General features: G+C 72.8%; 25 protein-coding genes and 1 pseudogene. 12 read left to right on the top strand and 14 right to left on the bottom strand.

The features are described 5' to 3' along the window. Positions 1 to 138: 138 nt before the first annotated feature. Entirely contained in the window at positions 139 to 1,044 is a 906-nt protein-coding gene (locus ABZY20_RS27385) for an endonuclease/exonuclease/phosphatase family protein (protein ID WP_356444582.1), read from the top strand. A gap of 59 nt (positions 1,045 to 1,103) precedes the next feature. Here the strand turns inward: ABZY20_RS27385 and ABZY20_RS27380 are convergent, their stop codons facing one another. The 4 genes and pseudogenes from ABZY20_RS27380 to ABZY20_RS27365 form a co-directional block, all read right to left on the bottom strand. Then, positions 1,104 to 2,066 carry an electron transfer flavoprotein subunit alpha/FixB family protein gene (locus ABZY20_RS27380; protein WP_356444580.1) on the bottom strand — a complete coding sequence of 321 codons (963 nt, stop codon included), beginning with the start codon at positions 2,064 to 2,066 and terminating at the stop codon, positions 1,104 to 1,106. Between the two features lie 55 nt (positions 2,067 to 2,121). Next, entirely contained in the window at positions 2,122 to 2,910 is a 789-nt protein-coding gene (locus tag ABZY20_RS27375) for an electron transfer flavoprotein subunit beta/FixA family protein (protein WP_356444579.1), read from the bottom strand. Between the two features lie 218 nt (positions 2,911 to 3,128). Further along, positions 3,129 to 3,620, bottom strand: coding sequence for a flavin reductase family protein (locus tag ABZY20_RS27370; RefSeq protein WP_356444577.1), 492 nt, complete (start codon positions 3,618 to 3,620; stop codon positions 3,129 to 3,131). A gap of 86 nt (positions 3,621 to 3,706) precedes the next feature. Further along, positions 3,707 to 4,113, bottom strand: a pseudogene (locus ABZY20_RS27365) (thioredoxin family protein). Positions 4,114 to 4,479: 366 nt separating this feature from the next. Here ABZY20_RS27365 and ABZY20_RS27360 point away from each other — a divergent pair. Continuing rightward, complete coding sequence (locus ABZY20_RS27360) at positions 4,480 to 5,208, top strand: lysophospholipid acyltransferase family protein (protein ID WP_356444575.1); 729 nt, start codon at positions 4,480 to 4,482, stop codon at positions 5,206 to 5,208. Between the two features lie 21 nt (positions 5,209 to 5,229). Here ABZY20_RS27360 and ABZY20_RS27355 read toward each other — a convergent pair whose 3' ends face one another. From ABZY20_RS27355 to ABZY20_RS27340, 4 genes are all read right to left on the bottom strand, one after another. Then, positions 5,230 to 5,931: a phenylalanine--tRNA ligase beta subunit-related protein gene (locus tag ABZY20_RS27355; protein WP_356444573.1), complete on the bottom strand. Its 702-nt coding sequence runs from the start codon at positions 5,929 to 5,931 to the stop codon at positions 5,230 to 5,232. A 159-nt stretch (positions 5,932 to 6,090) separates the two neighbouring features. Continuing rightward, positions 6,091 to 7,161, bottom strand: a complete 1,071-nt coding sequence (locus ABZY20_RS27350; RefSeq protein WP_356444571.1) for a low specificity L-threonine aldolase — start codon at positions 7,159 to 7,161, stop codon at positions 6,091 to 6,093. Beyond that, positions 7,158 to 7,907 carry an SDR family NAD(P)-dependent oxidoreductase gene (locus ABZY20_RS27345; protein WP_356444569.1) on the bottom strand — a complete coding sequence of 250 codons (750 nt, stop codon included), beginning with the start codon at positions 7,905 to 7,907 and terminating at the stop codon, positions 7,158 to 7,160. Before ABZY20_RS27345 ends, ABZY20_RS27350 begins: the two co-directional genes overlap by 4 nt. Before the next feature lie 50 nt (positions 7,908 to 7,957). Then, complete coding sequence (locus tag ABZY20_RS27340; protein WP_356444567.1) at positions 7,958 to 9,355, bottom strand: DUF6421 family protein; 1,398 nt, start codon at positions 9,353 to 9,355, stop codon at positions 7,958 to 7,960. 249 nt (positions 9,356 to 9,604) lie between these two features. On the opposite strand from ABZY20_RS27340, the gene ABZY20_RS27335 reads away from it, so the two are divergent. Further along, entirely contained in the window at positions 9,605 to 10,288 is a 684-nt protein-coding gene (locus tag ABZY20_RS27335; RefSeq protein WP_356444565.1) for a glycerophosphodiester phosphodiesterase family protein, read from the top strand. Between the two features lie 3 nt (positions 10,289 to 10,291). Here the strand turns inward: ABZY20_RS27335 and ABZY20_RS27330 are convergent, their stop codons facing one another. After that, complete coding sequence (locus ABZY20_RS27330) at positions 10,292 to 10,831, bottom strand: GNAT family N-acetyltransferase (protein WP_356444563.1); 540 nt, start codon at positions 10,829 to 10,831, stop codon at positions 10,292 to 10,294. A gap of 73 nt (positions 10,832 to 10,904) precedes the next feature. Here ABZY20_RS27330 and ABZY20_RS27325 point away from each other — a divergent pair, with 73 nt between their 5' ends. Next, the gene (locus ABZY20_RS27325) at positions 10,905 to 11,297 is read left to right on the top strand and encodes a VOC family protein (RefSeq protein ID WP_356444561.1); all 393 of its coding nucleotides are present in this window, start codon (positions 10,905 to 10,907) and stop codon (positions 11,295 to 11,297) included. A gap of 24 nt (positions 11,298 to 11,321) precedes the next feature. Here the strand turns inward: ABZY20_RS27325 and ABZY20_RS27320 are convergent, their stop codons facing one another. After that, positions 11,322 to 12,236 (bottom strand): N-acetyltransferase, encoded by a 915-nt coding sequence (locus ABZY20_RS27320; RefSeq protein ID WP_356444559.1) that lies wholly within the window; start codon positions 12,234 to 12,236, stop codon positions 11,322 to 11,324. Positions 12,237 to 12,411: 175 nt separating this feature from the next. Between ABZY20_RS27320 and ABZY20_RS27315 the strand changes: the two genes are divergently transcribed. Then, positions 12,412 to 13,173, top strand: coding sequence for a VOC family protein (locus ABZY20_RS27315; protein WP_356444557.1), 762 nt, complete (start codon positions 12,412 to 12,414; stop codon positions 13,171 to 13,173). Between the two features lie 19 nt (positions 13,174 to 13,192). Here the strand turns inward: ABZY20_RS27315 and ABZY20_RS27310 are convergent, their stop codons facing one another. Then, positions 13,193 to 13,654 (bottom strand): MarR family transcriptional regulator, encoded by a 462-nt coding sequence (locus tag ABZY20_RS27310; protein ID WP_356444756.1) that lies wholly within the window; start codon positions 13,652 to 13,654, stop codon positions 13,193 to 13,195. Between the two features lie 695 nt (positions 13,655 to 14,349). Beyond that, positions 14,350 to 16,026, bottom strand: a complete 1,677-nt coding sequence (locus ABZY20_RS27305; protein ID WP_356444556.1) for an FUSC family protein — start codon at positions 16,024 to 16,026, stop codon at positions 14,350 to 14,352. Between the two features lie 175 nt (positions 16,027 to 16,201). Here ABZY20_RS27305 and ABZY20_RS27300 point away from each other — a divergent pair, with 175 nt between their 5' ends. The 5 genes from ABZY20_RS27300 to ABZY20_RS27280 all read left to right on the top strand — a co-directional run bounded on the left by ABZY20_RS27300 (position 16,202) and on the right by ABZY20_RS27280 (position 20,136). Continuing rightward, complete coding sequence (locus ABZY20_RS27300; protein ID WP_356444554.1) at positions 16,202 to 16,750, top strand: DUF5134 domain-containing protein; 549 nt, start codon at positions 16,202 to 16,204, stop codon at positions 16,748 to 16,750. Positions 16,751 to 16,873: 123 nt separating this feature from the next. Then, positions 16,874 to 17,809, top strand: coding sequence for a M56 family metallopeptidase (locus ABZY20_RS27295; RefSeq protein WP_356444552.1), 936 nt, complete (start codon positions 16,874 to 16,876; stop codon positions 17,807 to 17,809). A gap of 79 nt (positions 17,810 to 17,888) precedes the next feature. Next, positions 17,889 to 18,584: a phosphatase PAP2 family protein gene (locus ABZY20_RS27290; protein ID WP_356444550.1), complete on the top strand. Its 696-nt coding sequence runs from the start codon at positions 17,889 to 17,891 to the stop codon at positions 18,582 to 18,584. 9 nt (positions 18,585 to 18,593) lie between these two features. Beyond that, complete coding sequence (locus tag ABZY20_RS27285; protein WP_356444548.1) at positions 18,594 to 19,283, top strand: HAD-IA family hydrolase; 690 nt, start codon at positions 18,594 to 18,596, stop codon at positions 19,281 to 19,283. Positions 19,284 to 19,449: 166 nt separating this feature from the next. Then, on the top strand, positions 19,450 to 20,136 hold the full coding sequence (locus ABZY20_RS27280; RefSeq protein WP_356444547.1) for a helix-turn-helix domain-containing protein: 687 nt from the start codon (positions 19,450 to 19,452) through the stop codon (positions 20,134 to 20,136). Here ABZY20_RS27280 and ABZY20_RS27275 read toward each other — a convergent pair. Next, complete coding sequence (locus tag ABZY20_RS27275; RefSeq protein ID WP_356444545.1) at positions 20,124 to 21,626, bottom strand: hypothetical protein; 1,503 nt, start codon at positions 21,624 to 21,626, stop codon at positions 20,124 to 20,126. The genes ABZY20_RS27280 and ABZY20_RS27275 overlap by 13 nt on opposite strands. A gap of 189 nt (positions 21,627 to 21,815) precedes the next feature. Between ABZY20_RS27275 and ABZY20_RS27270 the strand changes: the two genes are divergently transcribed. Continuing rightward, on the top strand, positions 21,816 to 22,472 hold the full coding sequence (locus ABZY20_RS27270) for a DUF305 domain-containing protein (RefSeq protein WP_356444544.1): 657 nt from the start codon (positions 21,816 to 21,818) through the stop codon (positions 22,470 to 22,472). A 318-nt stretch (positions 22,473 to 22,790) separates the two neighbouring features. On the opposite strand, the gene ABZY20_RS27265 is transcribed toward ABZY20_RS27270, so the two are convergent. Continuing rightward, a complete protein-coding gene (locus ABZY20_RS27265; RefSeq protein WP_356444542.1) occupies positions 22,791 to 23,237 on the bottom strand; it encodes a DUF6214 family protein in 447 nt (148 codons plus the stop codon). A 217-nt stretch (positions 23,238 to 23,454) separates the two neighbouring features. Here ABZY20_RS27265 and ABZY20_RS27260 point away from each other — a divergent pair, with 217 nt between their 5' ends. Then, on the top strand, positions 23,455 to 24,789 hold the full coding sequence (locus tag ABZY20_RS27260) for an FAD-dependent oxidoreductase (RefSeq protein WP_356444540.1): 1,335 nt from the start codon (positions 23,455 to 23,457) through the stop codon (positions 24,787 to 24,789). Positions 24,790 to 24,792 lie beyond the last annotated feature (3 nt).

Here is a 24,792-nt window from a genome sequence, read left to right as displayed (position 1 = left end):
TATCGGCCGACCTTCCCCCTGGTCAACAGCGTCTCGCCGTGCGATTGCCCATCTTCACCTCCGATCACCGCGGACCCGCCCCCCGGTTCCGTATTCAGGGGCAGGCTTCATCCTGACGTGCAAGGGGAGGGAAACCACGTGCCGAACGAGGTCGGAGTGACGCGCCGCCACGGGCTCAAGGCGGCGGCGGCCGCCGCCGTCGCGGGACCGCTGCTCACCACCGCGGGTCCCACACGGCCCGCTTCCGCCGGCGAGCCCGCGGGCGCGCTGAACGTCATGACGTTCAACGTGCGCTTCGCGACCGTCGTGGACGAGACACCGCGCTGGACCGTGCGCCGGCCGGTGATGCGCGAACTGCTGCGCCGCGAGCGGCCGCACGTCATCGGCACCCAGGAAGGGCTGTACGGGCAAGTGCGCATGATCGAGGCGGATCTCGGCGAGCACTACGACTGGATCGGCACCGGACGCGGGGGCGGCAGCAAGGACGAGTTCATGGCGATCTTCTACGACACGCGCAGACTCGACGCGATCGAGTTCGACCACTTCTGGCTGTCCGACACCCCGTACACGATCGCCTCGAACACCTGGGACGCGGACTGGCTCCGCATGGTGACCTGGGTCCGCTTCGCCGATCTCGCCGACGGCGGACGGGAGTTCTACGTCCTCAACACCCATCTGGACAGCGTCAGCCAGTACGCCCGGGAACGCTCGGCGGGGCTGATCGGCGAGACGATCGCCGGCTGGGACCGGTCGTCGCCGGTCATCGTCACCGGCGACTTCAACGCGGGCGCCCACGACAACCGGGTGTACGACCTCATGCTGGACATCGGGCTGGTGGACGCCTGGGATGCGGCGGCCTCGCGGGGTCCGGCGTACGGGACGTACCACGGCTACCGGCCGCCCAGGCCCGGCGGGCGGCGCATCGACTGGATCCTCACCACGCCCGGGGTGACCACGCACTGGGCGGGGATGAACACCTTCTCGGTCGACGGGACGTACCCGAGCGACCACCTGCCGGTGCAGGCCTCGATGACCCTGGGATGAGCACAGGCCCCCGCGACCGTTCGCGCGGTCGCGGGGGCCTGCCGGAGCCGGGGAGGCGATCAGCCCTTGCGGGCCTTGATCTCCTCGGTCAGGGCCGGGACGACGTCGAAGAGGTCGCCGACGACGCCGTAGTCGACGAGGTCGAAGATCGGGGCCTCGGCGTCCTTGTTGATCGCCACGATCGTCTTCGAGGTCTGCATACCGGCGCGGTGCTGGATCGCGCCGGAGATGCCGGAGGCGATGTACAGCTGCGGCGAGACGGACTTGCCGGTCTGGCCGACCTGGTTGGTGTGCGGGTACCAGCCGGCGTCGACCGCGGCGCGCGAGGCGCCGACGGCGGCACCGAGGGAGTCGGCGAGCGCCTCGATGATCGCGAAGTTCTCCGCGCCGTTGACACCGCGGCCACCGGAGACCACGATCGCGGCCTCGGTCAGCTCGGGGCGGCCGGTCGACTCGCGCGGGGTGCGGCCGGTGACCTTGGTGCCGGTCGCCTGCGCGGAGAAGGACACGCTCAGCGCCTCGACGGTGCCGGCGGCCGGGGCGGCCTCGACGGCGGCGCTGTTGGGCTTGACCGTGATGACCGGGGTGCCCTTGGAGACGCGGGACTTGGTGGTGTAGGACGCGGCGAACACCGACTGGGTGGCCACCGGGCCCTCGTCGCCGGCCTCCAGGTCGACGGCGTCGGTGATGATGCCGGAGCCGATGCGCAGCGCCAGACGGGCGGCGATCTCCTTGCCCTCGGCGGAGGAGGGGACGAGGACGGCGGCCGGGGAGACGGCCTCCACCGCGGCCTGCAGCGCGTCCACCTTCGGTACGACCAGGTAGTCGGCGTACTCGGCGGCCTCGTGCGTGAGGACCTTGACCGCGCCGTGCTCGGCGAGGGCGGCGGCGGTGTCACCCGCGCCGCCTCCCAGCGCGACGGCGACGGGCTCGCCGATGCGGCGGGCGAGGGTCAGCAGCTCCAGGGTGGGCTTGCGGACGGCACCGTCCACGTGGTCGACGTAGACGAGAACTTCAGCCATGGGACTTCTTCTCTCCTGCTTGCGGAAGATGAGGGACGGATCGCGACTGCGGGGCTCAGATGAACTTCTGGCCCGCGAGGAACTCGGCGAGCTGCTTGCCGCCCTCGCCCTCGTCCTTGACGATCGTGCCCGCGGTACGGGCGGGGCGCTCGGCCGCGCCGTCGACCTTGGTCCACGCGCCCTCCAGGCCGACCTCCTCGGCCTCGATGTCCAGGTCGGACAGGTCCCAGGACTCCACCGGCTTCTTCTTGGCCGCCATGATGCCCTTGAAGGACGGGTAGCGCGCCTCGCCCGACTGGTCGGTCACCGACACCACGGCCGGCAGGGAGGCCTCCAGGCTCTCGGAGGCGGCGTCGCCGTCGCGGCGGCCCTTGACCGTGCCGTCCTCGACCGACACCTCGGACAGCAGCGTCACCTGCGGCACACCGAGGCGCTCGGCGAGCAGCGCGGGCACGACGCCCATGGTGCCGTCGGTGGAGGCCATGCCGGAGATCACCAGGTCGTAGCCGGCCTTCTCGATCGCCTTGGCGAGCACCAGGGAGGTGCCGATGGCGTCGGTGCCGTGGATGTCGTCGTCCTCGACGTGGATCGCCTTGTCCGCGCCCATGGACAGCGCCTTGCGCAGGGCGTCCTTGGCGTCCTCCGGGCCCACCGTGAGGACGGTGATCTCCACGTCGTCGTCGGAGTTCTCGGAGATCTGCAGCGCCTGCTCGACCGCGTACTCGTCGAGCTCGGAGAGCAGACCGTCCACGTCGTCCCGGTCGACGGTCAGGTCATCGGCGAAGTGCCGGTCGCCAGTGGCGTCGGGCACGTACTTCACAGTGACAACGATCCTCAAGCTCACGCCGGCTCTCCTACTGCATCGTCATTTCTCGGTGCTTGCTTGCAGGCAGCATAGGCGCCTCAAGCGGCCGATCCCGGTCGGGGCGACCCGCGCTCCGAGCGAAATATTACTCGTCAGTACACCCAGTTCGTTCCCGCTAAGCAAGCGCTTTGAACTGTGACCTTCGCAACGCAGCGTAACCGGAACTCGACGGTCACGCAGCCCGGAGCGCAGGCCGGTCAGTCGCGCAGACGCTGGAAACGTCCCTGGTGATAGAGGAGGGGACGGCCGGTGCCGGTGGGGTCGCCGTGCACGACCTCGGCGATCACGACGCGATGGTCCCCGGCGGGCACGCGCGCCACGATCCGGCCCACCAGCCAGGCGAGCACGCCGTCGAGCACGGGGACCCCCTCGGGCCCCTCCCGCCAGGCGGTGGGCGCCGCGAACCGGTCGGCGCCGCTGCGGGCGAAGGTGGCGGCGAGCTCCTGCTGGTGCTCACCGAGGACGTGGACGCCGACGTGGTCGGCCTCCGCGATCGCGGGCCAGCTGGAGCCGCCGGTACCGACGCCGAAGGAGAGCAGGGGCGGCTCGGCGGAGACGGAGGTGAGGGAGGTGGCGGTGAAGCCCACCGGGCCGTTCCCGCCCACAGCGGTGATCACGGCGACGCCCGCCGCGTGCCGTCGGAAGACCGAACGCAGCAGGTCGGTCGCGGAGAGAAGATCCGAAGGCATGGAGTCAGGCTGACGATAAATGGTACGCGCAGTCAAGTTCGTTCCGTGAAGTGGGAGACGGTTCACTGGCGGCGGCGTCCCGTCCCTCACACCGCCTCCCCGAGCGCGGCGATGACGTCGGCCTTGCGGGGCTGTCCGGCGGCCCGCCGCACCACCCTGCCGTCGGCGTCGAGGACGAGCACGGTGGGGGTCTTGAGGATGCCGAGGCGTCGTACGAGTTCCAGGCGGGCCTCGGCGTCGACCTCGACGTGGCTGACGCCCGGGACCATCCGGGCGATCTCGTCGAGGATCCGCCGGGTCGCCCGGCAGGGCGCGCAGAACGCGCTGGAGAACTGCACGAGCGTGGCCCGCTCGCCGAGCCGCGCGCCCAGTTCCGCCGCACCGAGCCGCTCGCCGTCGTCCCGCCCGCGCACCCGCACTCTCCCGCTCCGCCGCCGTCGCGGCCCTCGCAGGCACCCGCCGTCGCGAGTACCACCACGCACACACCAGTCAGATCATCATCACTGCAAGCGTCCACGCCAACGTAAAGATTCCCGGCCCCGGGACACCGAGCCGGAGCGGGCCGGTGAGCCGCGGACGTCGATGCCGTGAGACGCGCGGGGCTTCGCGATCGCCGGGCGCGGGCGGGGAGTTGGGTCCGGCGGGGCTGCGGACACAGCTGCGCACAGAGTAACGGGGGCGCAAAAGCCCGAGGTGGGGTCGGGGGTGACGTGACGAGAATCTCCTCGCCTCGGGGCACGAGGACTGGCTACCCGGCCGTTCTTGGGGCACGATCTGCGACAAGCCGTAAACCTACGGCTGCGTAACTTGTCCGCTGGGAATCCCTTCCCAGGCAGAGCAGGAAGGGTCCGACCCGCCCATGGCAGAACTCGTCTACCGTCCCGTCGTCGGTTTCGCCCGCACGCTGTTCAAGGTGTGGGACCTCAAGATCGACTGTCAGGGTTCGGAGAACATCCCGCGCTCGGGCGGCGCCGTGCTGGTGAGCAACCACATCAGCTACCTGGACTTCGTGTTCAACGGGCTGGCGGCGCTGCCGCAGAAGAGACTCGTGCGCTTCATGGCCAAGGAGTCGGTCTTCCGGCACCGCGTCTCGGGTCCGCTGATGCGCGGCATGAAGCACATCCCCGTGGACCGCACGCAGGGCGAGGCGGCCTACGCGCACGCCCTGGACTCGCTGCGGTCCGGCGAGATCGTCGGTGTCTTCCCCGAGGCGACCATCTCGCAGTCGTTCACGCTGAAGAGCTTCAAGTCGGGCGCCGCGCGCCTGGCCCAGGAGGCCGGCGTCCCGCTGATCCCGATGGCGGTCTGGGGCACGCAGCGGCTGTGGACGAAGGGACACCCCCGCAACTTCAGGCGCAGCCACATCCCCGTCACCATCCGCGTCGGCGAGGCGATCGAGGCGTCCCGGGACAAGTACGCGGGCGCGATCACCCGTCAGCTGCGCGAGCGTGTGCAGGAGCTGCTGGAAGCCGCCCAGCGCGCCTACCCCGTGCGCCCGAAGGGCCCGGAGGACACCTGGTGGATGCCCGCGCACCTCGGCGGCACCGCCCCGACGCCGGAGCAGGTGCGGCAGGCCGAGGCGCACTGACGCGCGTACGGCGGCCGGGGCTCAGGCGCAGGACTGCGGGGCGCGTACGTCGATGTCCGCGCCGGGGCTGAACTCGGCGAGCAGCCCGGCCAGTTCCGCCGCGGCCGCCTCCACCTCGGCGACCGGCATCGGGGCCATGCCCTCCAGCAGGAAGACGCCCGAGGTGGTCCGCTCGGTGAGCCGGGTGCGCGGGCCCTGGCGCCAGTTCCAGCGGCGGCAGGTCACTCCCGCGTCGTCGCACCACACGACCTCGCCCGCGTCCGGGTGCTCGACGGTCTCCTCACCGCCGGCGACGGTCACGAAGTCCTCCGTGCCCGTGGCACGGACCAGGCGCATGCCGCCCCGGACGAGGTCGAGGTCCTCCCCGCCGACGGGGATCAGGTGCGCCACGCTGACGGCGTTGTAGAGGTCCACGAGCAGGTTGATCCGGGGCAGCCCGGCGTCCGAGAGGGCGCGTCTGGCCAGCGCCTCGGCGGAGTTGCGGGTCCGCGACGGCTTGGAGCCGAAGGCCGTGTAGGCGGCGCGCCAGGCGGCCATGTGCGGGTCCTCGTGCGGGGCGCGGCCGTCCAGGCGTGCGGCGAGGCGCCGGGCGGCGTCGTCCAGGAGCGCCGAACCGGCTTCACTGCTCGGCCCGTTGACCAGACCGTGCGCCTCGATCGCGACGTGGGTGAAACCGGGGGCGAGGGCACGTACGTCGTCGGACACGGTGAGCGTGAGAGTCATGGTCGGCCCTGCCTCGGGGTGCGGTGGGGAGCGTCTGCCGGATGCAGTGCATCATACAAGACTTCTCAGTCCAACCTACTGGACTCCTGAGGTGAGAAAGACGCCGCGGGGCGCGCAACGGCGTCGCCCCGCGGCTGAACCACCAGCGGGTGACCGGCCCTAGCCGGCCATCTCCTCCTTCACGGCCGCCACGAACGCGTCGACGTCGTCCTCGGTCGTGTCGAAGGAGCACATCCAGCGGACGTCGCCCGCGGCCTCGTCCCAGAAGTAGAAGCGGAAGCGCTGCTGCAGGCGCTCGCTCACCTCGTGCGGGAGACGGGCGAACACCGCGTTGGCCTGCACCGGGTGGAGGATCTCCACCCCGTGCACCGCCCGCACGCCCTCGGCGAGGCGCTGGGCCATCTCGTTGGCGTGCCGGGCGTTGCGCAGCCACAGGTCCTTGGCGAGCAGGGCCTCCAACTGCACCGACACGAAGCGCATCTTCGAGGCGAGCTGCATGGACAGCTTGCGCAGGTGCTTCATGTGGCTGACGGCGTCCTGGTTGAGGACGACGACGGCCTCGCCGAAGAGGGCGCCGTTCTTCGTGCCGCCCAGGGAGAGGATGTCGACGCCGGCGACCTGCGTGAGCGTCCGCATCGGGACGTTCAGCGTGGCGGCGGCGTTGGCCAGCCGGGAGCCGTCCAGGTGCACCTTCATGCCGTGCGCGTGGGCGTGCTCGCACAGGGCGCGGATCTCGTCCGGCGTGTAGACCGTGCCCAGTTCGGTGGCCTGGGTGATCGAGACGACCTGCGGCATCGCGCGGTGCTCGTCGTCCCAGCCGTACGCCTGCCGGTCGATCAGCTCGGGGGTGAGCTTGCCGTGGGGCGCCGGGACGGTGAGCAGTTTCAGGCCGCCGACCCGCTCGGGCGCCCCGCACTCGTCGACGTTGATGTGCGCGCTCTCGGCGCAGATCACCGCGCCCCAGCGGTCGGTGACCGCCTGGAGCGCGACGACGTTGGCGCCGGTGCCGTTGAAGACCGGGAACGCCTCGGCCGTGGCGCCGAAGTGGCTGCGGACGAGACTCTGGAGGTTCTCCGTGTACGCGTCCTCGCCGTAGGCGACCTGGTGCCCGCCGTTGGCCAGGGCCAGGGCGGCGAGCACCTCCGGGTGGGCGCCGGCGTAGTTGTCGCTGGCGAAACCGCGGACTTCGGGGTCGTGGTGGCGACGGGCGTCGGTCTTCGGAGGGTTCACGGCTTCTCGGTGAGCCACAGACGGTTTCCGTTCACTTCTGCGGCGGGCTTCTCCCAGACCTCGGTGATGGCCTCGGCCAGGTCCTTCACGTCGGTGAAGCCCGCGAACTTCGCGTTGGGGCGGTCGGCGCGCATCGCGTCGTGCACCAGTGCCTTCACGACCAGGATCGCAGCCGCGGACGTCGGGCCCTCGGGGCCCCCGGCCTTGCGGAAGGCGTCGGCCAGGGCGAGCGTCCAGGCCTCGGCGGCGGCCTTGGCGGCGGCGTACGAGGCGTTGCCGGCCGTCGGCTTGGAGGCACCGGCGGCGCTGATCAGCAGGTACCGTCCGCGGTCGCTGCGCTGCAGGGCCTCGTAGAAGGCGAGCGAGGTGTGCTGCACGGTGCGGATCAGCAGCAGTTCGAGGAAGTCCCAGTCGTCGAGGCTGGTCTTGATGAAGGTCTCGCTGCCGCGCCAGCCGCCCACGAGGTGGACCAGGCCGTCGACGCGGCCGAACTCCTTCTCGATGTGGTCGGCCCACTCACGGGTGGACTGCAGGTCCAGCAGATCGACCGTCTCGCCGGTGACGGTCGCGCCGCCCGAGGCGTACCGCGCCGCGTCCACGGCCTCCGCGAGCCGCTCGGGATCGTTGTCCGCGCCGACGACGGTGGCACCCGCCTCGGCCAGTCGCAGCAGTGCCGCGCGGCCGGCGGGGCCGCCCGCGCCGGCCACCGCGATCACCGCACCGCTGAGAGCTCCGTTCCCCGCCATCTTCTTCGCCTCCTGAGCAGTGTTCCCGGTGTCGCGGAGGGCTCCGCCGCTCACGCGGCGATCCGCTCGGCGCCGTCCGCCGTGATGCCCTTGGTGGAGGCGATCACGTTCTTCAGCTTCTTGGACAGTGCCTCATAGAACATGCTCAGCGGAAACTCGTCCGGAAGCACGTCATCGACGAGTTTGCGCGGGGGCAGCGTCACGTCGAGCGTCTCGGGACCCTTGGCCCACTTCGAGCCGGGGTGCGGGGCGAGGTAGGTGGAGACGAGCTCGTACCCGGCGAACCAGTGGACGAGCTTGGGCCGGTCGATGCCGTCCCGGTACAGCTCCTCGATCTCGGCGCACAGCTGGTTGGTGACCTGCGGGGCGCGCTCCCAGTCGATGCTGAGCTTGTTGTCGGTCCAGCGCACGACGTCGTGCTTGTGCAGGTAGGCGAAGAGGAGCTGACCGCCCAGGCCGTCGTAGTTGCGGACCCGCTCGCCGGTGACGGGGAAGCGGAACATGCGGTCGAAGAGGACCGCGACCTGCACGTCACGGGCCTGCGGGACGCCCTCGGCCGACAGCTTCACGGCCTCCTTGAAGGCGGTGAGGTCGCAGCGCAGCTCCTCCAGGCCGTACATCCAGAACGGCTGGCGCTGCTTGATCATGAAGGGGTCGAAGGGCAGGTCGCCGTGGCTGTGGGTGCGGTCGTGGACCATGTCCCACAGGACGAACGCCTCCTCGCAGCGCTTCTGGTCGTGGACCATGGCGGCGACGTCCTCGGGCAGCTCCAGGCCCAGGATGTCGACGGCGGCCTCGGTCACGCGGCGGAAGCGGGCGGCCTCGCGGTCGCAGAAGATGCCGCCCCAGGTGAACCGCTCCGGCGCCTCGCGCACGGCGATCGTCTCGGGGAACAGGACGGCCGAGTTGGTGTCGTAGCCGGACGTGAAGTCCTCGAAGGTGATGCCGCAGAACAGCGGGTTGTCGTAGCGGGTGCGCTCCAGCTCGGCCAGCCAGTCCGGCCAGACCATGCGCAGCACGACCGCTTCGAGGTTGCGGTCCGGGTTGCCGTTCTGCGTGTACATCGGGAAGACGACCAGGTGCTGCAGGCCGTCGGCGCGGTGCGCGGCGGGCTGGAAGGCCAGCAGCGAGTCGAGGAAGTCGGGCACCTGGAAGCCGCTGTCGGCCCACCGGCCGAGGTCCTTGACCAGGGCCTCGTGGTAGTCGCCGTCGTGCGGGAGCAGCGGGGAGAGCTCCAGCACCGCGTCGGCGACCCGGCGCACGGCGAGCTCGGCGTCGGCGGGGTCGGGCGCGCCCTCGGCCTCGAAGTCGATCGACCCGTCCTTGGACTGCCACGGCCGGATCCGCTCCACGGCATCCTTGAGCACGGGCCATGCCGGGTGCTCCACCACCCTGGTCACGGGAGGAACCTCTTCCTCCGAACCCACCTGCACAAGAATTTCCGTCATGTCACAGCCTCCACGGGAGAATCTCACGTAAGCAGACCGTATACATACGAGGTTCCGTCCAGCAAGGGCCATCTCGGGAAATTATCCTGCCTCACCCCGCCCTTCGCCGCACTTTTTCCTGTCGGCCCTGCTTCTGCCCGGATCCGCCGCAACCATGCCCTCACTCTCTGCACAGGGCGGGTGCAGGCGATACGGTCAAGTGGGCCGTCAGGCCCCCAGTGCCGCCTGTCGACGGAAGAGAGTCGCGTCTTGAACTTCCTCACCATCGGTCACCGCGGAGTCATGGGTGTGGAGCCCGAGAACACCCTCCGGTCCTTCGTCGCCGCCCAGGAGGCGGGCCTCGACGCCATCGAACTGGATCTGCATCTGAGCAAGGACGGCGCCCTGGTCGTCATGCACGACACGGATGTGGACCGCACCACCGACGGCACCGGCCCGATCGCCGAGAAGACCCTCGCCGAGCTGCGGGCGCTGGACGCGGGCCGGGGCGAGCGGGTGCCGGTCTTCGAGGAGGTCCTGGACGCCGTGCGGGCACCGCTGCAGGCGGAGATCAAGGACGTGCAGGCGGCACGGGCCCTGGCCGAGGTGATGACCGCGCGCGATCTGGCCGGCCGGGTGGAGGTGTCCTCCTTCCACGACGAGGCGGTCGCCGAGATCGCCCGTCTGGTGCCGGGTGTGCGCACCGCGCTGATCGCGAGCCGCTACGGCACCGACGTCGTGGAGCGCGCGGTGCGGGTCGGCGCCGGGACGGTCTGCCTGAACATCCGGCGGCTGACGCTGGAGATCGTGGAGCGGGCGCGCACGGCGGACCTGAGGATCATCGGCTGGGTGGTGAACACCCAGGACCAGCTGCGGCTGGCGCGGGCCTTCGGCCTGGACGGCGTGACCACCGACCACCCGGACATCAAGCGCACGGGCCGTTTCACGGCCTGACGGCTAGGCGAGCTCCTTGACCAGCAGCTCGAACCGCAGGTCGTCGCGGCGCGGGATGCCGAAGCGCTCGTCCCCGTAGGGGAAGGGGGTCATCCGCCCCGTGCGGCGGTAGCCGCGCCGCTCGTACCAGGCGATGAGGTCCTCGCGGACGGAGATCACGGTCATGTGCATCTCCGTCGCGCCCCAGGTCGCGCGGGCCTGCCGCTCCGCCTCCGCGATGATCACCTTGCCGAGGCCCGCGCCCTGGAGCCGGGGACTGACCGCGAACATCCCGAAGTAGGCGTGGGCGCCGCGGTGCTCCAGCTGGCAGCAGGCCACGATCCGGCCGTCGCGCTCCACGGTCAGCAGCCGGCTGTCGGGCGACTTGATGACGGCCAGCACACCCTCCGGGTCCGTCCGCTGCCCTTCGAGGATGTCCGCCTCGGTGGTCCATCCCGCCCGGCTGGCGTCACCCCGGTACGCCGACTCGATCAGCGCGACCAGCTCGTCCACGTCGGCGTCGGTGGCGTCGCGAAAGCTGAGTGCGGTGGCTGCGGTGTCCATGGGGATACGTCTCCGTCTTTCCGGGCGCGGCTCGGGCAGGGATGAGCGTAACCCTCCCACTAGGCTCCGGTGCATGGTGCATGTACTCAGCAGCCGCATCCTGCTCCGCCCCTCCGACCCCGAGAGGTCCCGGGCGTTCTACGGCGAGCAGCTCGGCCTCGCCGTCTACCGCGAGTTCGGCACGGGCCCCGAGCGCGGCACGGTCTACTTCACGGGCGGCGGGTTCCTGGAGGTCTCCGGCCGGTCAAGCACTCCCGCGGAGCCTTCGGTACGGCTCTGGCTGCAGGTCGACGACGTGACGGCGGCGCAGGACGAGCTGCGCGCCAAGGGCGTCGAGATCGTGCGGCCCGCGGTGAAGGAGCCGTGGGGGCTGGTGGAGATGTGGATCGCGGATCCGGACGGGACGCCGATCGTGCTGGTGGAGGTCCCGGCGGACCATCCGCTGCGCTACCGGCCGGGCATCTGAGCGCCCCGTCCGTCGGCGGCCCGCTCACCCCGGGCGGTGCTCCCAGCCCCGGTCGGTCCGGGTGACCTCGCGGAAGCCGGCCTCCGGCAGCAGTCCGTGCAGGGCGTCCTCACCGGCCGTCTCGTAGGCGGCGAGCCGGTCGACGCCGCACAGGCGGAGCCAGTCGGCGGCCTGGGCGAGGAGCCAGTGCTCCAGGCCGGTGCCGTAGTGCGCGGGCTCGATGTGCAGGTTGCCGACGTCGGCGAGGCCCGCCGCGCGCGTGTGCCGCTCCGGACGGGCCAGGGCGGTGTCGACCTCGACGAAACCGAGGGCGCGCCCGTCGGCGCGGGCCGTGAAACGGGTGCCGCACTCCCCCAGCGTGCGGACGGCGGTGACGCCCGGCAGGGCCGGGGCCGCCGGCAGGTCGGCGACCCGGGCGAGCAGGACGACCTCGGTGTCCCCGACGTGCCGGAACCCCGCGCGTTCGTAGACGGCCCGCACGTGCGGCCAGTTGTGGGGCACACCGTGGACGAGCGGGGCGGGCAGGGCGCCGTCGGCGTACCGGACGCGGGCGTTCCAGCGGGCGAGCTGCGCCAGGCACGCGTGCATCAGCAGGTCCGCCGCGATCTCGGTGCCGGGCTGGAAGGACGCGGGCGGGCGGTGGACGAACCAGTTGATCTCGGCGGCGTCCCGGTAGCCCTCGCCGACCTCGGCGCCCGCACCGTAGCGCAGCAGGTGGGCCGCGGCGACGACGGAGGCGCCCAGCTCGGCGACGAGCGTCGTCCGCTCCGCCACCCACGGGTCGGTGAGGAACTCGCCGGGCCGGCGCTCCAGATGGCCGAGCACGGTGTTCACGGAGACGGAGACGCCGGGGACGACGGCCGCCACGTGCTGGTTGACCAGGTCGGTGAGCTGGTCGCGGTCGGCTCGGCGGAAGGGGCGCACCACGGGCGCGGACATGGGGTACCTCCGGGCGGGGTGAAGGAGCTGGAGGCCGCCACACGGTGCGGTACGGGGTGAGCGTACGCCGGGGCCGGTGCGGCACACCACCGGGTTGTCCCGGATGGCAGGCGGCCCGGGGCGCGGCTTAGCGTGCTGGAGGGGGCAGCCTCGCCGCTCGCGGAAGGAACGCGCCATGAAGCTCGACGCACCGGTGACCGGCGGGCCCTGCTGGGTCGAGCTCGGCACCAGCGACCTGGACGCGGCACAGCGGTTCTACACACGCCTGTTCGGCTGGCGCCCCGGGTCCGGTCCGCGGCAGGGCGCCGGCGGTTACACCGTCGCGCACCTCGGGGAGGCGGCTGTCGCCGCGCTCGCCCCGCTGTACCAGCCGTCGCAGCCCGTCGCGTGGAACGTGTCGTTCGCGGTGGCCGACGCGGACGCCACCGTCCGGGAGGTGACGGCGGCCGGCGGGACCACGCTGTTCGGCCCGGTCGACGTGTCCGACGTGGGCCGGCTGGCGGTGGCCGCCGACCCGGGCGGCGCGGTGTTCCAGCTGTGGCAGGCGGGGACCTTCCCCGGCGCCGGGCTGTTCAACGCGCCCGGCGCGCTGGGCTGGGTGGAGCTGTTCACCCGGGATCCCGGACAGGCCGTGGCGTTCTACACCCGGGTGTTCGGGTGGAGCGCCGATGCCGGGGAGCGCTACACGCGGTGGGGCCTCGACGGCGACGGCTTCGGCGGCATGGTGACGATGGACGACAAGTTCCCGCCCGAGGTGCCGGCGCACTGGCTGCCGTACTTCGCGGTGGAGGACGTCGACGCCGCGACGGCGGTCGTCCAGCGGCACGGCACGGTCCTGATGGTGCCCACCTCCGTGCCCGACGGTCCGCGCATCGCGGTGCTGCGCGATCCGCAGGGCGCGATGTTCGGGGTGTACCGCGCGGACGACGAGAGGTGAGGCGACGGCGCCGCGGGGGTCAGGTCCGCGGTGCGCCGAGCCTGCCTTCCAGCTGGCCGAGCAACTCGCCCAGCAGGGACGAGAGTTCGGCCTGCTCGGGGCCGTCGATGCCGGACAGGACGGCGGTCTCGTAGGCGAGCTGGGCGGGCAGGATGCCGTCGACGAGGTCGCGGCCGGCGTCGGTGAGGCGCAGGTGGGCGACGCGGCGGTCCCGGCTGTCGCCGCGGCGCTCGACCAGGCCGCGCTCGCTGAGCTGCTTGAGGCGCTTGGTGACGGCGGCGCCGGAGGAGAAGGTCTCCCGGGCCAGTTCCCCAGGCGTCAGCTCGTGCCCGGTCCGGCGCAGCGCGCCGAGCAGGTCGAACTCCGGGCGGCTGAGCCCCGCCCTGCGCAGCGGCGCGTCCTCGGCCTGCTGGAGCAGCGCGGCGCAGCGGTTGATCCGGCCGATGATCTCCATCGGCCCGGTGTCGAGCCCGGGGTGCACGGCCCGCCACTGCCGGACGACGGAGGCGACGGTATCGCCCCGGCGCCCGTCGGTCCCCTCTTCTCCGGCGGCCGGGGGGCCGTCTTCGACTGCGGCCGCGGTGCCGTCCTCCCCTGCCGCTGCAGGGCCGTCTTCCCCTGCCACTGCAGGGCCGTCTCCTCCTGCGGCCGTGGGGCCGTCTTGACGCGCGGCCGGGGTGCCGTCTTGCTCCGCGGCCGGGGCGCTGTCCTCACTCGCTGCCAGGGGGCCGCCTCGGCGCGCGGCCGGAGTGCTGTCTTCACCCGCGGCCAAGCCGCCTTCTCCTGTCGCCGGAGCGCTGTCTTCATTCGCGGCCGGCGTGCCGTCTTGCCCATTGGCCGGGGCGCCGTCGTCACCCGCGACCGGGGCGTCGCCCTCTCCCACGGCCGGGAGGCCGCCTTCCCCAACGACCGGGGCGCCGCCCTCGCCCCCGCCCGGGGCACCGCCTTCCCCCACCACCGGGCGGCCCGCCGAGGTGCCGCCGGAGGGCCCGCCCCCCTCCCGGCCCTGTTCCGGGTGCGTCTCTCCGGTCGCGCCGGCCGGGACCCGGCCGGCGGCCCGTCGCCGGGCGCCGGGGGCCTCTCCGGCCGCGTGCGCACCGGCCGGGGCCGCTTCGCGTTCCGGCTGCGGGCGCGCCCCCGAATCGCTGCGCGTCCGCGATGGTTCGTCCGTCGGCGTCATGGCCGCGCGTCCTCCGTGTCTGTGTCCGTGTCCGGGCTCCGGTCCGGGAGCAGCCCCTGGCGTCGTGCCGTAGCGGCGAGCGTACGGTGTCCGGACTGCTCGGCGAGCACGACCCGCTCCTGGGGCAGGGCACGCTGCCACCATTCGCCGGCCGCGGCGTCGGCGGCGGCGCGGAGATCGGCCAGGGCGGCGGCGAGACGACGGCGAGCGGACTCCAGGGCGGCCGGAGCGGGGGCGGGCTCCGCCGCCAGCCGGGCGGCGTCCTCCCGGGCCCGGTCGGCGGCGGCCAGGGCGCGTTCCACCCGGTCGCCCGCGCGCCGGTTGGTGACGGCCACGGCGGCGGCGAAACCGACCAGCGCACCGACGGCCGTGTCGACGATCCGCTCGGTCATCAGCTCGCCGGGCCGCTGGTACCCGGCGAACTCGGTGATCAGCAGGGCCATCGGCGTCACGCAGACACTGCCGAGCCAGTAGTTGCGGCTGATCAGCACCTCCGCGCCGAAGCTGAACGCCAGGCAGCACAGCACGAGGGCCGCCTGGCCGAGGTGCGCGAGCGGCGCGACGGCCGCGAAGACGAGCACGCCGGCCACGTTGCCGACGACACGCTGGACGGCCCGGCTCCAGGTCAGGGCGATGTTCGCCTGATAGAGGGAGGCGGCCGTGACCAGGGCCCAGTAGGGGCGGCCGACACCGAGGGCGAGGGAGGCGTACCCGGCCAGGGCGCAGCCGAGCGCGGTGCGCAGCGCGAGCGGGGTCAGAGGGCCGAGGCGCGACCGGAGCGGGCGGGCCGCGTCCACACCGAGCAGTTCGTCGGCCGCCGCCCCGGGCAGCCCCGCGTGCGGGACGTCTCCGGTGCCGCGCAGGGAGCGGGCCCATGCGCGCAGCCGCTCGGGGTCCGCGTCCGCCGGTGCGGCGAGGGCGACCTCGGCCCGGACGACGAGGCGTTCGAGGGCGCGCCGGGTCCGGGAGGGTGCACCGGTGGACAGCAGCGACTGCCAGGCGGCCTGCACGGCGGCGTATCCGGCGGCACGGGCCCGGGCGTGCCCCTCCCCCGTCACGCCCGTGCCGGCGTACGCGGCGGCGGCCCTCAGCGCGCTCGCGGTGGCGCGGCGCTCCGGTCCGTGCGGGCGGACGAGCGCGGGCGCCATGCACACCAGCCAGGCCCAGGCACCCGTCGCCGCCGCCGGCGCCAGATGCCCGGGGACCTGGGCGAGGGTCTGCGGCGCGAACAGGGAGGCCGAGGTGACGAAGGTGAGGACGACGTTGCCCGGCGGGCCGATCCGGGTCGCGTCGCACAGCACCTTCTGCGCGGCGGCCAGCAGCGCGCCGACGGTGACCAGCACGACGGCGCTGCCGGTCAGCGAGGCCGCGACCAGGGCGACGGCGAGTCCGCCGAGCATGCCGAGCACGACCCACAGCAGGGCCACGGCCCGGGCGGCGTACGGGCGGTTGTGGGCGTACAGCGCGCACAGGGACCCGGCCATGGTGTACATCGCCAGATCGAGCCGGCCGAGCGCCAGCAGGGTGAGGTTGGGCGGGGCGATCGCCGCGACGACGCTCAGGGCGGGCTTGAACCAGATGTCGGAGGGCCGTCCGGGACGCAGGACACCGGCCAGGGGCAGGCGTGTGGCGGGCGGGGCGGCGGGAGGGGGTGTGGGGGTCGCGCTGCTCATTTGGGGCAACTCTAGCAGTTGTTTTACATGTAAAACACTCGTGAAGCATCTCTCGGCGGGTCCACGTTCTCACCTGCCGTGCTCCGGCGAATGCCCCCCGTGTACACCTCTGCGCTCGCGTGCGCGCCGCATGGGCCGGGCATCGAATGACCGACCGTCGAACGGGGAGGTACGCGTGCACGGACCGGCTTCGTCCGGCTGGCTGCTGGTGGGACTCTGCGCGTTGACCGGCACCTACTGCCTGGCGCGGATGCGCAGCGGCGCCCGGGAGCAGCGGAGCGCCGCGGGCGGCGAGGCGCTGATGGGTTTCGGTATGGCCGCGATGGCGGTGCCGACGGCGGTGTTCACGCCGCCCTCGTGGGCCTGGCCCCTGTACGCGGTGGTGTTCGGGGCCGCCGCTGTCCACGCGCTGTGGGCGGCGCGGGCGGGGGCCCACCATCTCCATCACCTGGTGGGAGCCGGGGCGATGGTCTACATGTCCGTCGTGATGGCCGGCAGCCCGGCACACGCGCACGGCCGGGGCGGAGCGGGGGTGCCGCTCCTGACGGGGGCGTTGCTCCTCTACTTCGCCGGCTACGTCCTGCTGAGCGGTGTCCGGCTGGTGCCGGTGGCCGCGGTGGCCGGCGCTGGCGGTCCGGGCGGGTGGGGCGACCGCCCGGAGCTGGCCCGGGCCTGCCGGCTGTCCATGGGGATCGCGATGGTGGCGATGCTGCTGACGCTGTGAAGGCCCCTGCTCCCTACCGGTGAGGACTCCGGAAGCCGGCGGCCCTTCGGATTCCGTTGCCTGCGTCACTTCGCCGCCCCGAGGCGTACCCGCGAGCGGGCCCGGGCTCATAGGCTGCGTTTCATGATGCTCCCCGCGGCGTTGCTGCTGCTCGGCGCCCTCACCGCCGTGGCCGGTCCCCGGCTGCTCGCCCGGGCCGACTGGCCGGACCGTGAGCCGGTGGTGGCGCTGTGGATGTGGCAGTGCGTCGTGGCGGCCGTGCTGGTGTGCTGCGCCCTGTCGATGACGCTCAGCGCGGCGGCGGCCTGGCACGCGGTCGCCGGGCAGCTCTTCGCGACGGCGCCGGGCCCGGTCCTCGAGGCCTACGTCCTCGGCACGGCGGGCCCCTGGGCCGCGACGACCGCGGTGGCGCTGGCCTGCGGCGCGGTGTGGAGCGCGGCGATGCTGGTACGCGAGGCCGGCCGGGCGCGGTCCCGGCGCCGCAGCCGGCGCGCCGGCCTGCTGGAACGCGTTCCGCTGCTGCCCGGCGAGGTGGCCGTGTCGGGCCGGCTGGTGGTGCTGGAGAGCGAGCGGCCCGACGCCTGGTGGCTGCCGGGCGCCCCGCCGCAACTGGTCGTCACCACGGCCGCGTTGCGGCGGCTGAAGGGCCGGCAGCTGGACGCCGTGCTGGCGCACGAGCAGGGCCACGCGCGTGCCCGGCACGACTGGCTGCTCACCTGTTCCTCCGCGCTCGCCGAGGGCTTCCCGCAGGTGCCGGTGTTCGCCGCGTTCCGCGACGAGATGCACCGCCTGGTCGAACTGGCCGCCGACGACACGGCCTCCCGCCGCTTCGGCCGCCTGACCACGGCCCTGGCCCTGGTCGAACTCAACGAGCACCGTGGCGTGTTCGGCCCCTGCCCGACGCCGCACGCCCATGTCCCGGCACGGGTGCACCGGTTGCTCACGCCCCCGGACCGGCTGACCGCGGCCCGGCGTCTGCGCCTCACGGCGGCGGCCGCGCTGGTACCCGTCGTACCCGTGCTGGTGGCGTTCGTACCGGGGTTGCGGGCGCTGGGCTGACGGCGCCGATCCGGCGCTGCGCGGCCGAAGGTCGCCCCCGAACTGGATCCTCACCCCCCGGTTCGGCGAGGATCACTGTATGCACACCCCGTCCGTCGACTCCCCGCCCCGTCCGGAGCACCGCACGGCCGCCGGTCTCACCGGTGTCCTCGCCCTGTGCTCGATCCTGTTGCTGGCGCTCGTCGCGACCAGATGGAGCCCGTTGATCGGCGCGGACGGGGACATCGCCGCGGCCACCCACCGCTGGGCGGTCGACGAACCCGGCCTCACGCAGGCGTGCCGCATCCTGACGGACTGGGTCTGGGACCCGTGGACGATGCGCCTGCTGTGCGCGGCCGTCGTGGTGTGGCTGGTGGTCCGGTTCGCGGCCCGCTGGACGGCGTTGTGGCTGGCGGTGGCCGTCACGCTGGGTTCCGTGCTGCAGCAGGGCGTCAAGGCGGCGGTGGACCGCCCCCGCCCGGTGTGGCCCGACCCCGTCGACTCGGCGCACTACGCGGCGTACCCGTCCGGGCACGCCATGACCGCGACGGTCGTGTGCGGTCTGCTCCTGTGGCTGCTGCACCGGCACGGCGTCACCCCCGTGGTGTGGCGTACGGCGCTGGCCGTGGGGGTCGTCTCGGTGGTCGGTGTCGGGCTGACCCGCGTCTGGCTCGGCGTGCACTGGCCCACGGACGTGGTGGGCGGCTGGCTGCTGGGCGCGACGGTGGTGTGCCTGGCGGTGTGGCTGCACGGGCGCCGGCCGCAGCGGGCCCCGCGGGACGCCGGGCTTTCGTAGGATCTGCCCATGACCGCCGTGCTGTTCGACTTCTCCGGGACCCTCTTCCGGGTCGAGTCCACCGATTCCTGGCTGCGCGGCACCCTCGCCGCCACCGGAGTCTCGCTGCCGGAGGCGGAGTTGACCGCCGCGGTGCGTGCCCTGGAGGCCGTCGGGGCGCTGCCGGGCGGCGGCGACCCCGCGCGGGTGCCGGAGGAACTGGCGGACACCTGGGGCGTCCGGGACCGCAGCGCCGCCCTGCACCGGGCCGCCTACACCGGCCTCTCGCGCCGCGTCACGCTGCCCGACCCGGCGTTGCACGACGCGCTGTACGACCGTCACATGACCCCGGCGGCGTGGGCCCCGTACCCGGACGCGGTCGAGGTGCTGCGCACGCTGCGGGAGCGTGGCGTCCCCGTCGGGGTGGTCAGCAACATCGGCTGGGACCTGCGGCCGGTCTTCCGCGAGCACGGCCTGGATCCGTACGTCGACACCTACGTGCTGTCGTACGAGCACGGCGTCCAGAAGCCCGACCCCCGGCTGTTCGCCCTGGCCTGCGAGGCGCTCGGCGCGGATCCGCGGCGGACGCTCATGGTCGGCGACGACCGCCGGGCCGACGGCGGCGCGACCGCCCTGGGCTGCGGGGTGCACTTCGTGGACCACCTGCCGGTGACCGCCCGCCCGGACGGGCTGCGTCCGGTCCTGGAACTGGTGGGCTGAGCCTCCGCCGACCACCGCCCGCCCCCGTCCGGACGGCTGCTCGCCCGCCTCGGACGATCCCCCGTGTCGCCCGAGGCAGACGGCATCTCCGGCGCGGGCCGCACGGGCCGGGGCCGGAAGCTCCGAGTATAGTTGGCTGGCAGCCAGTCAACGCAGGAGTTACAGCATGTCCCCGCGCAGCGCCTCGGTCAATGAAGAGTTGCGGAGACGTTCGAAGGAGCGGCTTCTGCAGGCGGCGGTCGAGCTGGTCGGCGAGCGCGGCTTCGAGGCGACGACACTCGGCGACATCGCGGACCGGGCGGGTTCGGCGCGCGGTCTGGTCTCGTACTACTTCCCCGGCAAGCGCCAGCTCGTGCAGTCCGCCGTGCACCGGCTGATGCACCGCACGCTGGAGGAGGCGCTGGAGCGCGAGCCGCGCGCCGAGGACGGCCCGGAGCGGATGGCCCGGGCGATCGACGCCGTCCTGGGCCTGGCCCGGGACCACCCTGTGCTGATGCGCCAGCACATGGCTGGGCTGCTGCAGGCCGAGGGCTTCGTGCCCTGCCCGGAGCAGCGGCGCCTGGCGGAGCTGCTCCGGGACACCGTCGCCCGGCACGGATCGCGGGACGTCGACCACGACTACCCGAAGCTGCGCGCCCTGCTGATGGGCGCGGTGTACGCGGCTCTGGTGCCGGGGGCGCCGATGCCGGTGCCGGTGCTCCGGGCCGAGCTGTTCGAGCACTACGGGCTCGACTGGGAGCTGGGTGTCCCGCCGGGGACCGGGGCCTCCGGCGGGACGGGCGGCACCGACCTGTCGCGGTTCTTCGCCACGGGGACCGCACCGGAGTGCGGTCCGCCCGTTCAGTCGAAGTAGTCCGGCTGCGTCTGCACGTTCAGCTCACGCAGATGGACCCGGCGGGCCGGGGCCGTGCGCCGGTCGTCGATCTTCAGGACGTCGAAGCCCCGGGCGTACTCGTTCGAGTAGATGTAGCCGTTGTAGTAGTACGCCGACCACGAGCCGCCCGACTTGATCGTGTCGGTGGTCAGCGGGCCGCGGTCGAAGTAGGCGATCTCCTTGGGGTCCGCCGAGTCGGTGAAGTCCCAGACGGAGACGCCGCCCTGGTACCAGGCCTGGACCATGATGTCCTTGCCCTTGACCGGGATCAGCGAGCCGTTGTGGGCGACGCAGTTCTCGGTGGCGGCCTGGTGGCGGGGGATCTTGAAGTAGCTGCGGAAGACGAGCTTGCGCTTGTCGCCCTTGCCGACGATGTCGTAGATGCCGTCGGCGCCGCGGTCCGGGCCGATCTCCGCGTTGCAGGTGGCCGCCCCTCCACCGCCCAGCTCGTCGGTGAACACGACCTTGTCGGCCCGCTGGTTGAAGGTCGCCGAGTGCCAGAACGCGAAGTTGACGTTGTCCTGCACCCGGTCGATGACCTTCGGGCGTTCCGGGTCCTCGATGGAGAACAGGATGCCGTCGCCCATGCACGCGCCCGCCGCCAGGTCCTTCGACGGCAGCACGGTGATGTCGTGGCAGCCGGTGGTCTTGGAGACGCCCGGGTTGGTGGGTCCGCCCGGGTTGCCGCCGCCGTCCGGCCCCTCACCGGGGAACAGCACGGGGAAGCCGACGACCTTCGCCTTCTCGGGGGCGTTGCGCGGCACCTTGATGACGGAGATGCCGTCGTGCGGCGGCTGGCAGTCGGGGTAGGCGGCGTTCGGCGAGTACGAGGAGACGTACACGTAGACGTTGCGGCGTTCGGGCACCAGCGTGTGCGTGTGCGAGCCGCAGGCGGTCTCGACGGCGGCGACGTACCTCGGGTTGCGCTTGTCGCTGATGTCGAAGACCTTCATGCCCTCCCACGAGGACTTCTCGGTCGCCGGCTGGGTGGTGCTGTTGCAACTGCTGTCGCTGCGCGAGGAGTCGGTGGACAGGAACAGCAGGTTGCCCGAGACGGAGATGTCGTTCTGCGAGCCGGGGCACAGCACTTGGGCGACGGTCTTCGGTGCCTCGGGGTCGCTGATGTCGAAGATGCGGAAGCCGTCGTAGTTGCCGGCGAAGGCGTACCTGCCCTGGAAGGCGAGGTCCGAGTTGGTGCCCTGGAGCACGTCCTTGGGGACGTGGGCCAGGTGCCGGATGTTGTCGGAGTGGACGATCTCGTTCTGGCCGGGTATCTCGCCGCTCTCGATGGCCTCGCGGACCTCGGTCCGGTCGCTCTGGGAGACCTTCTCGGGCACGGACGGGGCGTCCCCGGGGTCGGGGGTGGCGCCTGCCGGTGCCGCTGTCAGGAGCGCGGCCAGCAGTCCACCGGCGGCTGCGGCGACTCCCAGTCGTCTGCGGCGCGTTCTGCGGTCGTTCAACAGGATCACTGTCTTCCTCCCTGGTTCCGTTCGCAGGGGAACGGTTCACGCACCACGCAGTATCGTCTTGGTCATGCACATACCAACAGGGGGCGACAGGACCGCAATCAGGTTTCCCGGCCGATGACACGCGGAAGCGTGTCCCTGCGCCCGCACCTCACGAACGGTCAGTCAACCCGCCCGCCACAGGAGGTCGTTGTGCTCTTCCGCCGTGCGTCCCGCGCGTCCGCCGTCACGGGGCTGGCCGTTCTGGCCCTGCTCACGGCCGTGGCCTGCGACTCGGGTCAGGACCGAAAGCCGGCCGCCGCGGACGGCCCCGCCGTGATCGCGCCGGACGAGCCCGGCGGGGCGAACCGCACGCTGTCCGCCGAGGAGGCGGCGGACCGGCGCGCGGAGAACGACTCCCCCAACTCGGCGGACGTCTCCTATGCCCGCATGATGATCGCGCATCACGACCAGGCCCTGGTGATGACCGAACTCGCCCCGGAACGCGCCCGGTCGACGAAGGTGAAGCGGATCGCCGCGCGCATCGCCGCCGCCCAGAAGCCGGAGATCGAGGCGATGAAGGGCTGGCTGAAGTCGTACGGCAAGCCGCTGGAGCCCGAGCGGCACGAGCACGCAGCGATGCCCGGCATGGCGACCGGGGCACAACTGGACCAGCTCCGCGCGGCCCGGGGCACGGCCTTCGACCGGCTCTTCCTCACCTTGATGACGACCCATCACCAGGGCGCGATCACCATGGCCACGGACGTGAAGGGGCAGGGCAACAACATCCGCATCGAGGAGATGGCCGACGAGGTGATCGCTCAGCAGACGAGCGAGATCTCCCGGATGCGGGACATGCTCGGGACGTGACACGCCCCACCGGCGGCCCGTGCCGCGCGACCGAAACGGTACGGGCTGACCACGGCCGGCCCCGCGAAGAGGCTCCGGGTGAACATCGCGGCGCTGGTGGCCGGCCGGTCCGACACGACGATCGAGATGTCGTCGCCGTGCTCGCGCAGTCCGCCGCGCCCCGTTAGGCCCGGAAGCCGGTCGGCCACACAACGGAACCAGAATCCCGGAATGCATGAGAATGCGTTATGCGGAACATGTTTGCAGCCGGGGTGCGGGCTGTCCATCCACTTTCGGACGCCGACGCGGTGCGGTGCGCCGTCCGTCAAGGACCGCCCCTCACCGCCGGGCGCGACGCGGTGACAGCAGGCCCGCGTCGCGGGCCTGGCGGATCAGCCGCAGCGAGGTGCGGCGGCCGTGCCCGGTCGCGTCCATCACGGCGAGGACCGGATCGGCGCCGTCCCGCTGGGCCGCGCGGTACTCCCGCGCCACCAGCCGCCGCCCTTCCGCGCCGTGCGGCCAGGCCGGCCGGGCGCGGCGGCCCCGCCCTCCGGCGTCCCCGGATCCGGCGCCGCACACGTCGGCGACCGACTCCTCGATCCAGGCGGCGAGCACGGCCAGGTCGTCGATCGACAGCGCGGGCTGAGCGCGCACCTCCTCGACACAGACGCTCGTACCGGACACGACGGCCAGCGCGTCGACGCGGGCGCCGTCCGCGAAGGCCAGCCGGAACTCGAACCAGCGGGTGGCCGTCTCGTTCTCCCGCACTTCCCAGGCGGGCCGCACGGACGCCCCGCCCTCCGCCGGAGAGCGATCGGAAAGATGAAGAAAGGAGGCTTCCAGCACACACGGAACGTAACCTCATGATCACATTCTCAAGAGATCGGACACGCACCCCGGGCGGAGCACTGCACCCTGTCAGCGGAGCCGGGCCGGTGCGATGCTGGAGGCGTCAGCGCTCTCCTGGGGTCCGTCGGGTTCTTCCCGGGTAAGGAGTTCCGCCGTGCTGTGCGTCGCCGTCGTAGGCTCCGGGCCGAGCGGGTGCTACACCGCCCAGAGCCTCGTCCAGCAGGATTCCGGGGTGCGGGTCGACGTCCTGGACCGGCTGCCGTGCCCGTACGGCCTGGTCCGCTACGGCGTCGCCCCGGACCACGAGAAGATCAAGTCGCTGCAGGGCAGCCTGCGCGCGGTCCTGGAGCACGACCGGATCCGGTTCCTCGGAGGGGTGCAGGCCGGGCCGGGCGGGGTGCCGGTCGCACGGCTCGGGGAGCTGTACCACGCGGTGGTGTACTGCGTGGGCGCGGCCGCGGACCGGCGCCTCGGGATTCCCGGCGAGGACCTGCCGGGCAGTTGGTCGGCGACGCAGTTCGTGTCCTGGTACAGCGCGCACCCGGACGCCGTGGACGCCGGTTTCCTGCGGGACGCCCGCTCGGCGGTGGTGATCGGCGCGGGGAACGTGGCGGTGGACGTGACCCGGATGCTCGCCCGGGGGCTCGCCGAGCTGAGCCCGACCGACATGCCGCAGGCGGCCCTGACCACGCTGGCCGCGAGCCGGGTGAGCGAGATCCACATGGTGGGCCGCCGCGGCCCGTCCCAGGCCCGCTTCACCACCAAGGAGCTGCGCGAACTGGCCACGCTGCCGCAGACCGGCGTCACCGTGGACCCGGCGGACCTGACACCCGACCCGGGGTACGCGGACCCGAGCGGACTGCCCACGCCCCGGCGCCGCAACGTGGAGGTCCTGCGCGCCTGGGCCGAGGCGCCGCCGGGGAGCGCGCCCCGCCGCATCCGCCTGCGCTTCTTCCTCCGGCCGGTCGAGCTGCTCGCCGAGCGGGGCCGGGTCGCCGCGGTGCGCTTCGAGCGGACGGCACCGGACGGACACGGCGGGGTGACGGGCACGGGACGGTACGAGGAGATCGAGGCCCAGCTGGTGCTGCGCTCGGTGGGCTACCGCGGGGTACCCCTGGAGGGACTGCCGTTCGACGCGGCCACCGGCACGGTCCCGAACGCGTCCGGCCGTGTACTGCGCGAGGGCGTGGCCGTGCCCGGCACCTACGTGGCCGGCTGGATCAAGCGGGGCCCGACGGGCGTCATCGGCACGAACCGTCCCTGCGCCAAGGAGACGGCCGCCTCCCTCCTGGAGGACGCCCCCGCGCTCGCCGGGAAGTCCGTGCCGGACGACCCCCTCCCGGCCCTGCGCGCGGCGGGCGCCGACCCGGTCGCGTGGGAGGGCTGGCAGTCGATCGAACGGGCGGAGGCGGAACTGGGCGCCTCACTGGGCCGCGCGGTGGTCAAGCTCCCGGACTGGCCGTCGCTGCTCAGGGCCGCCCGCTCCTAGCCG

The sequence above is a fragment of the Streptomyces sp. NPDC006624 genome, assembly GCF_040611555.1.
Taxonomy (GTDB): Bacteria; Actinomycetota; Actinomycetes; order Streptomycetales; family Streptomycetaceae; genus Streptomyces.
Note: the sequence above shows the minus strand (reverse complement) of the source record. Positions and strands in the feature narration are given on the sequence as shown.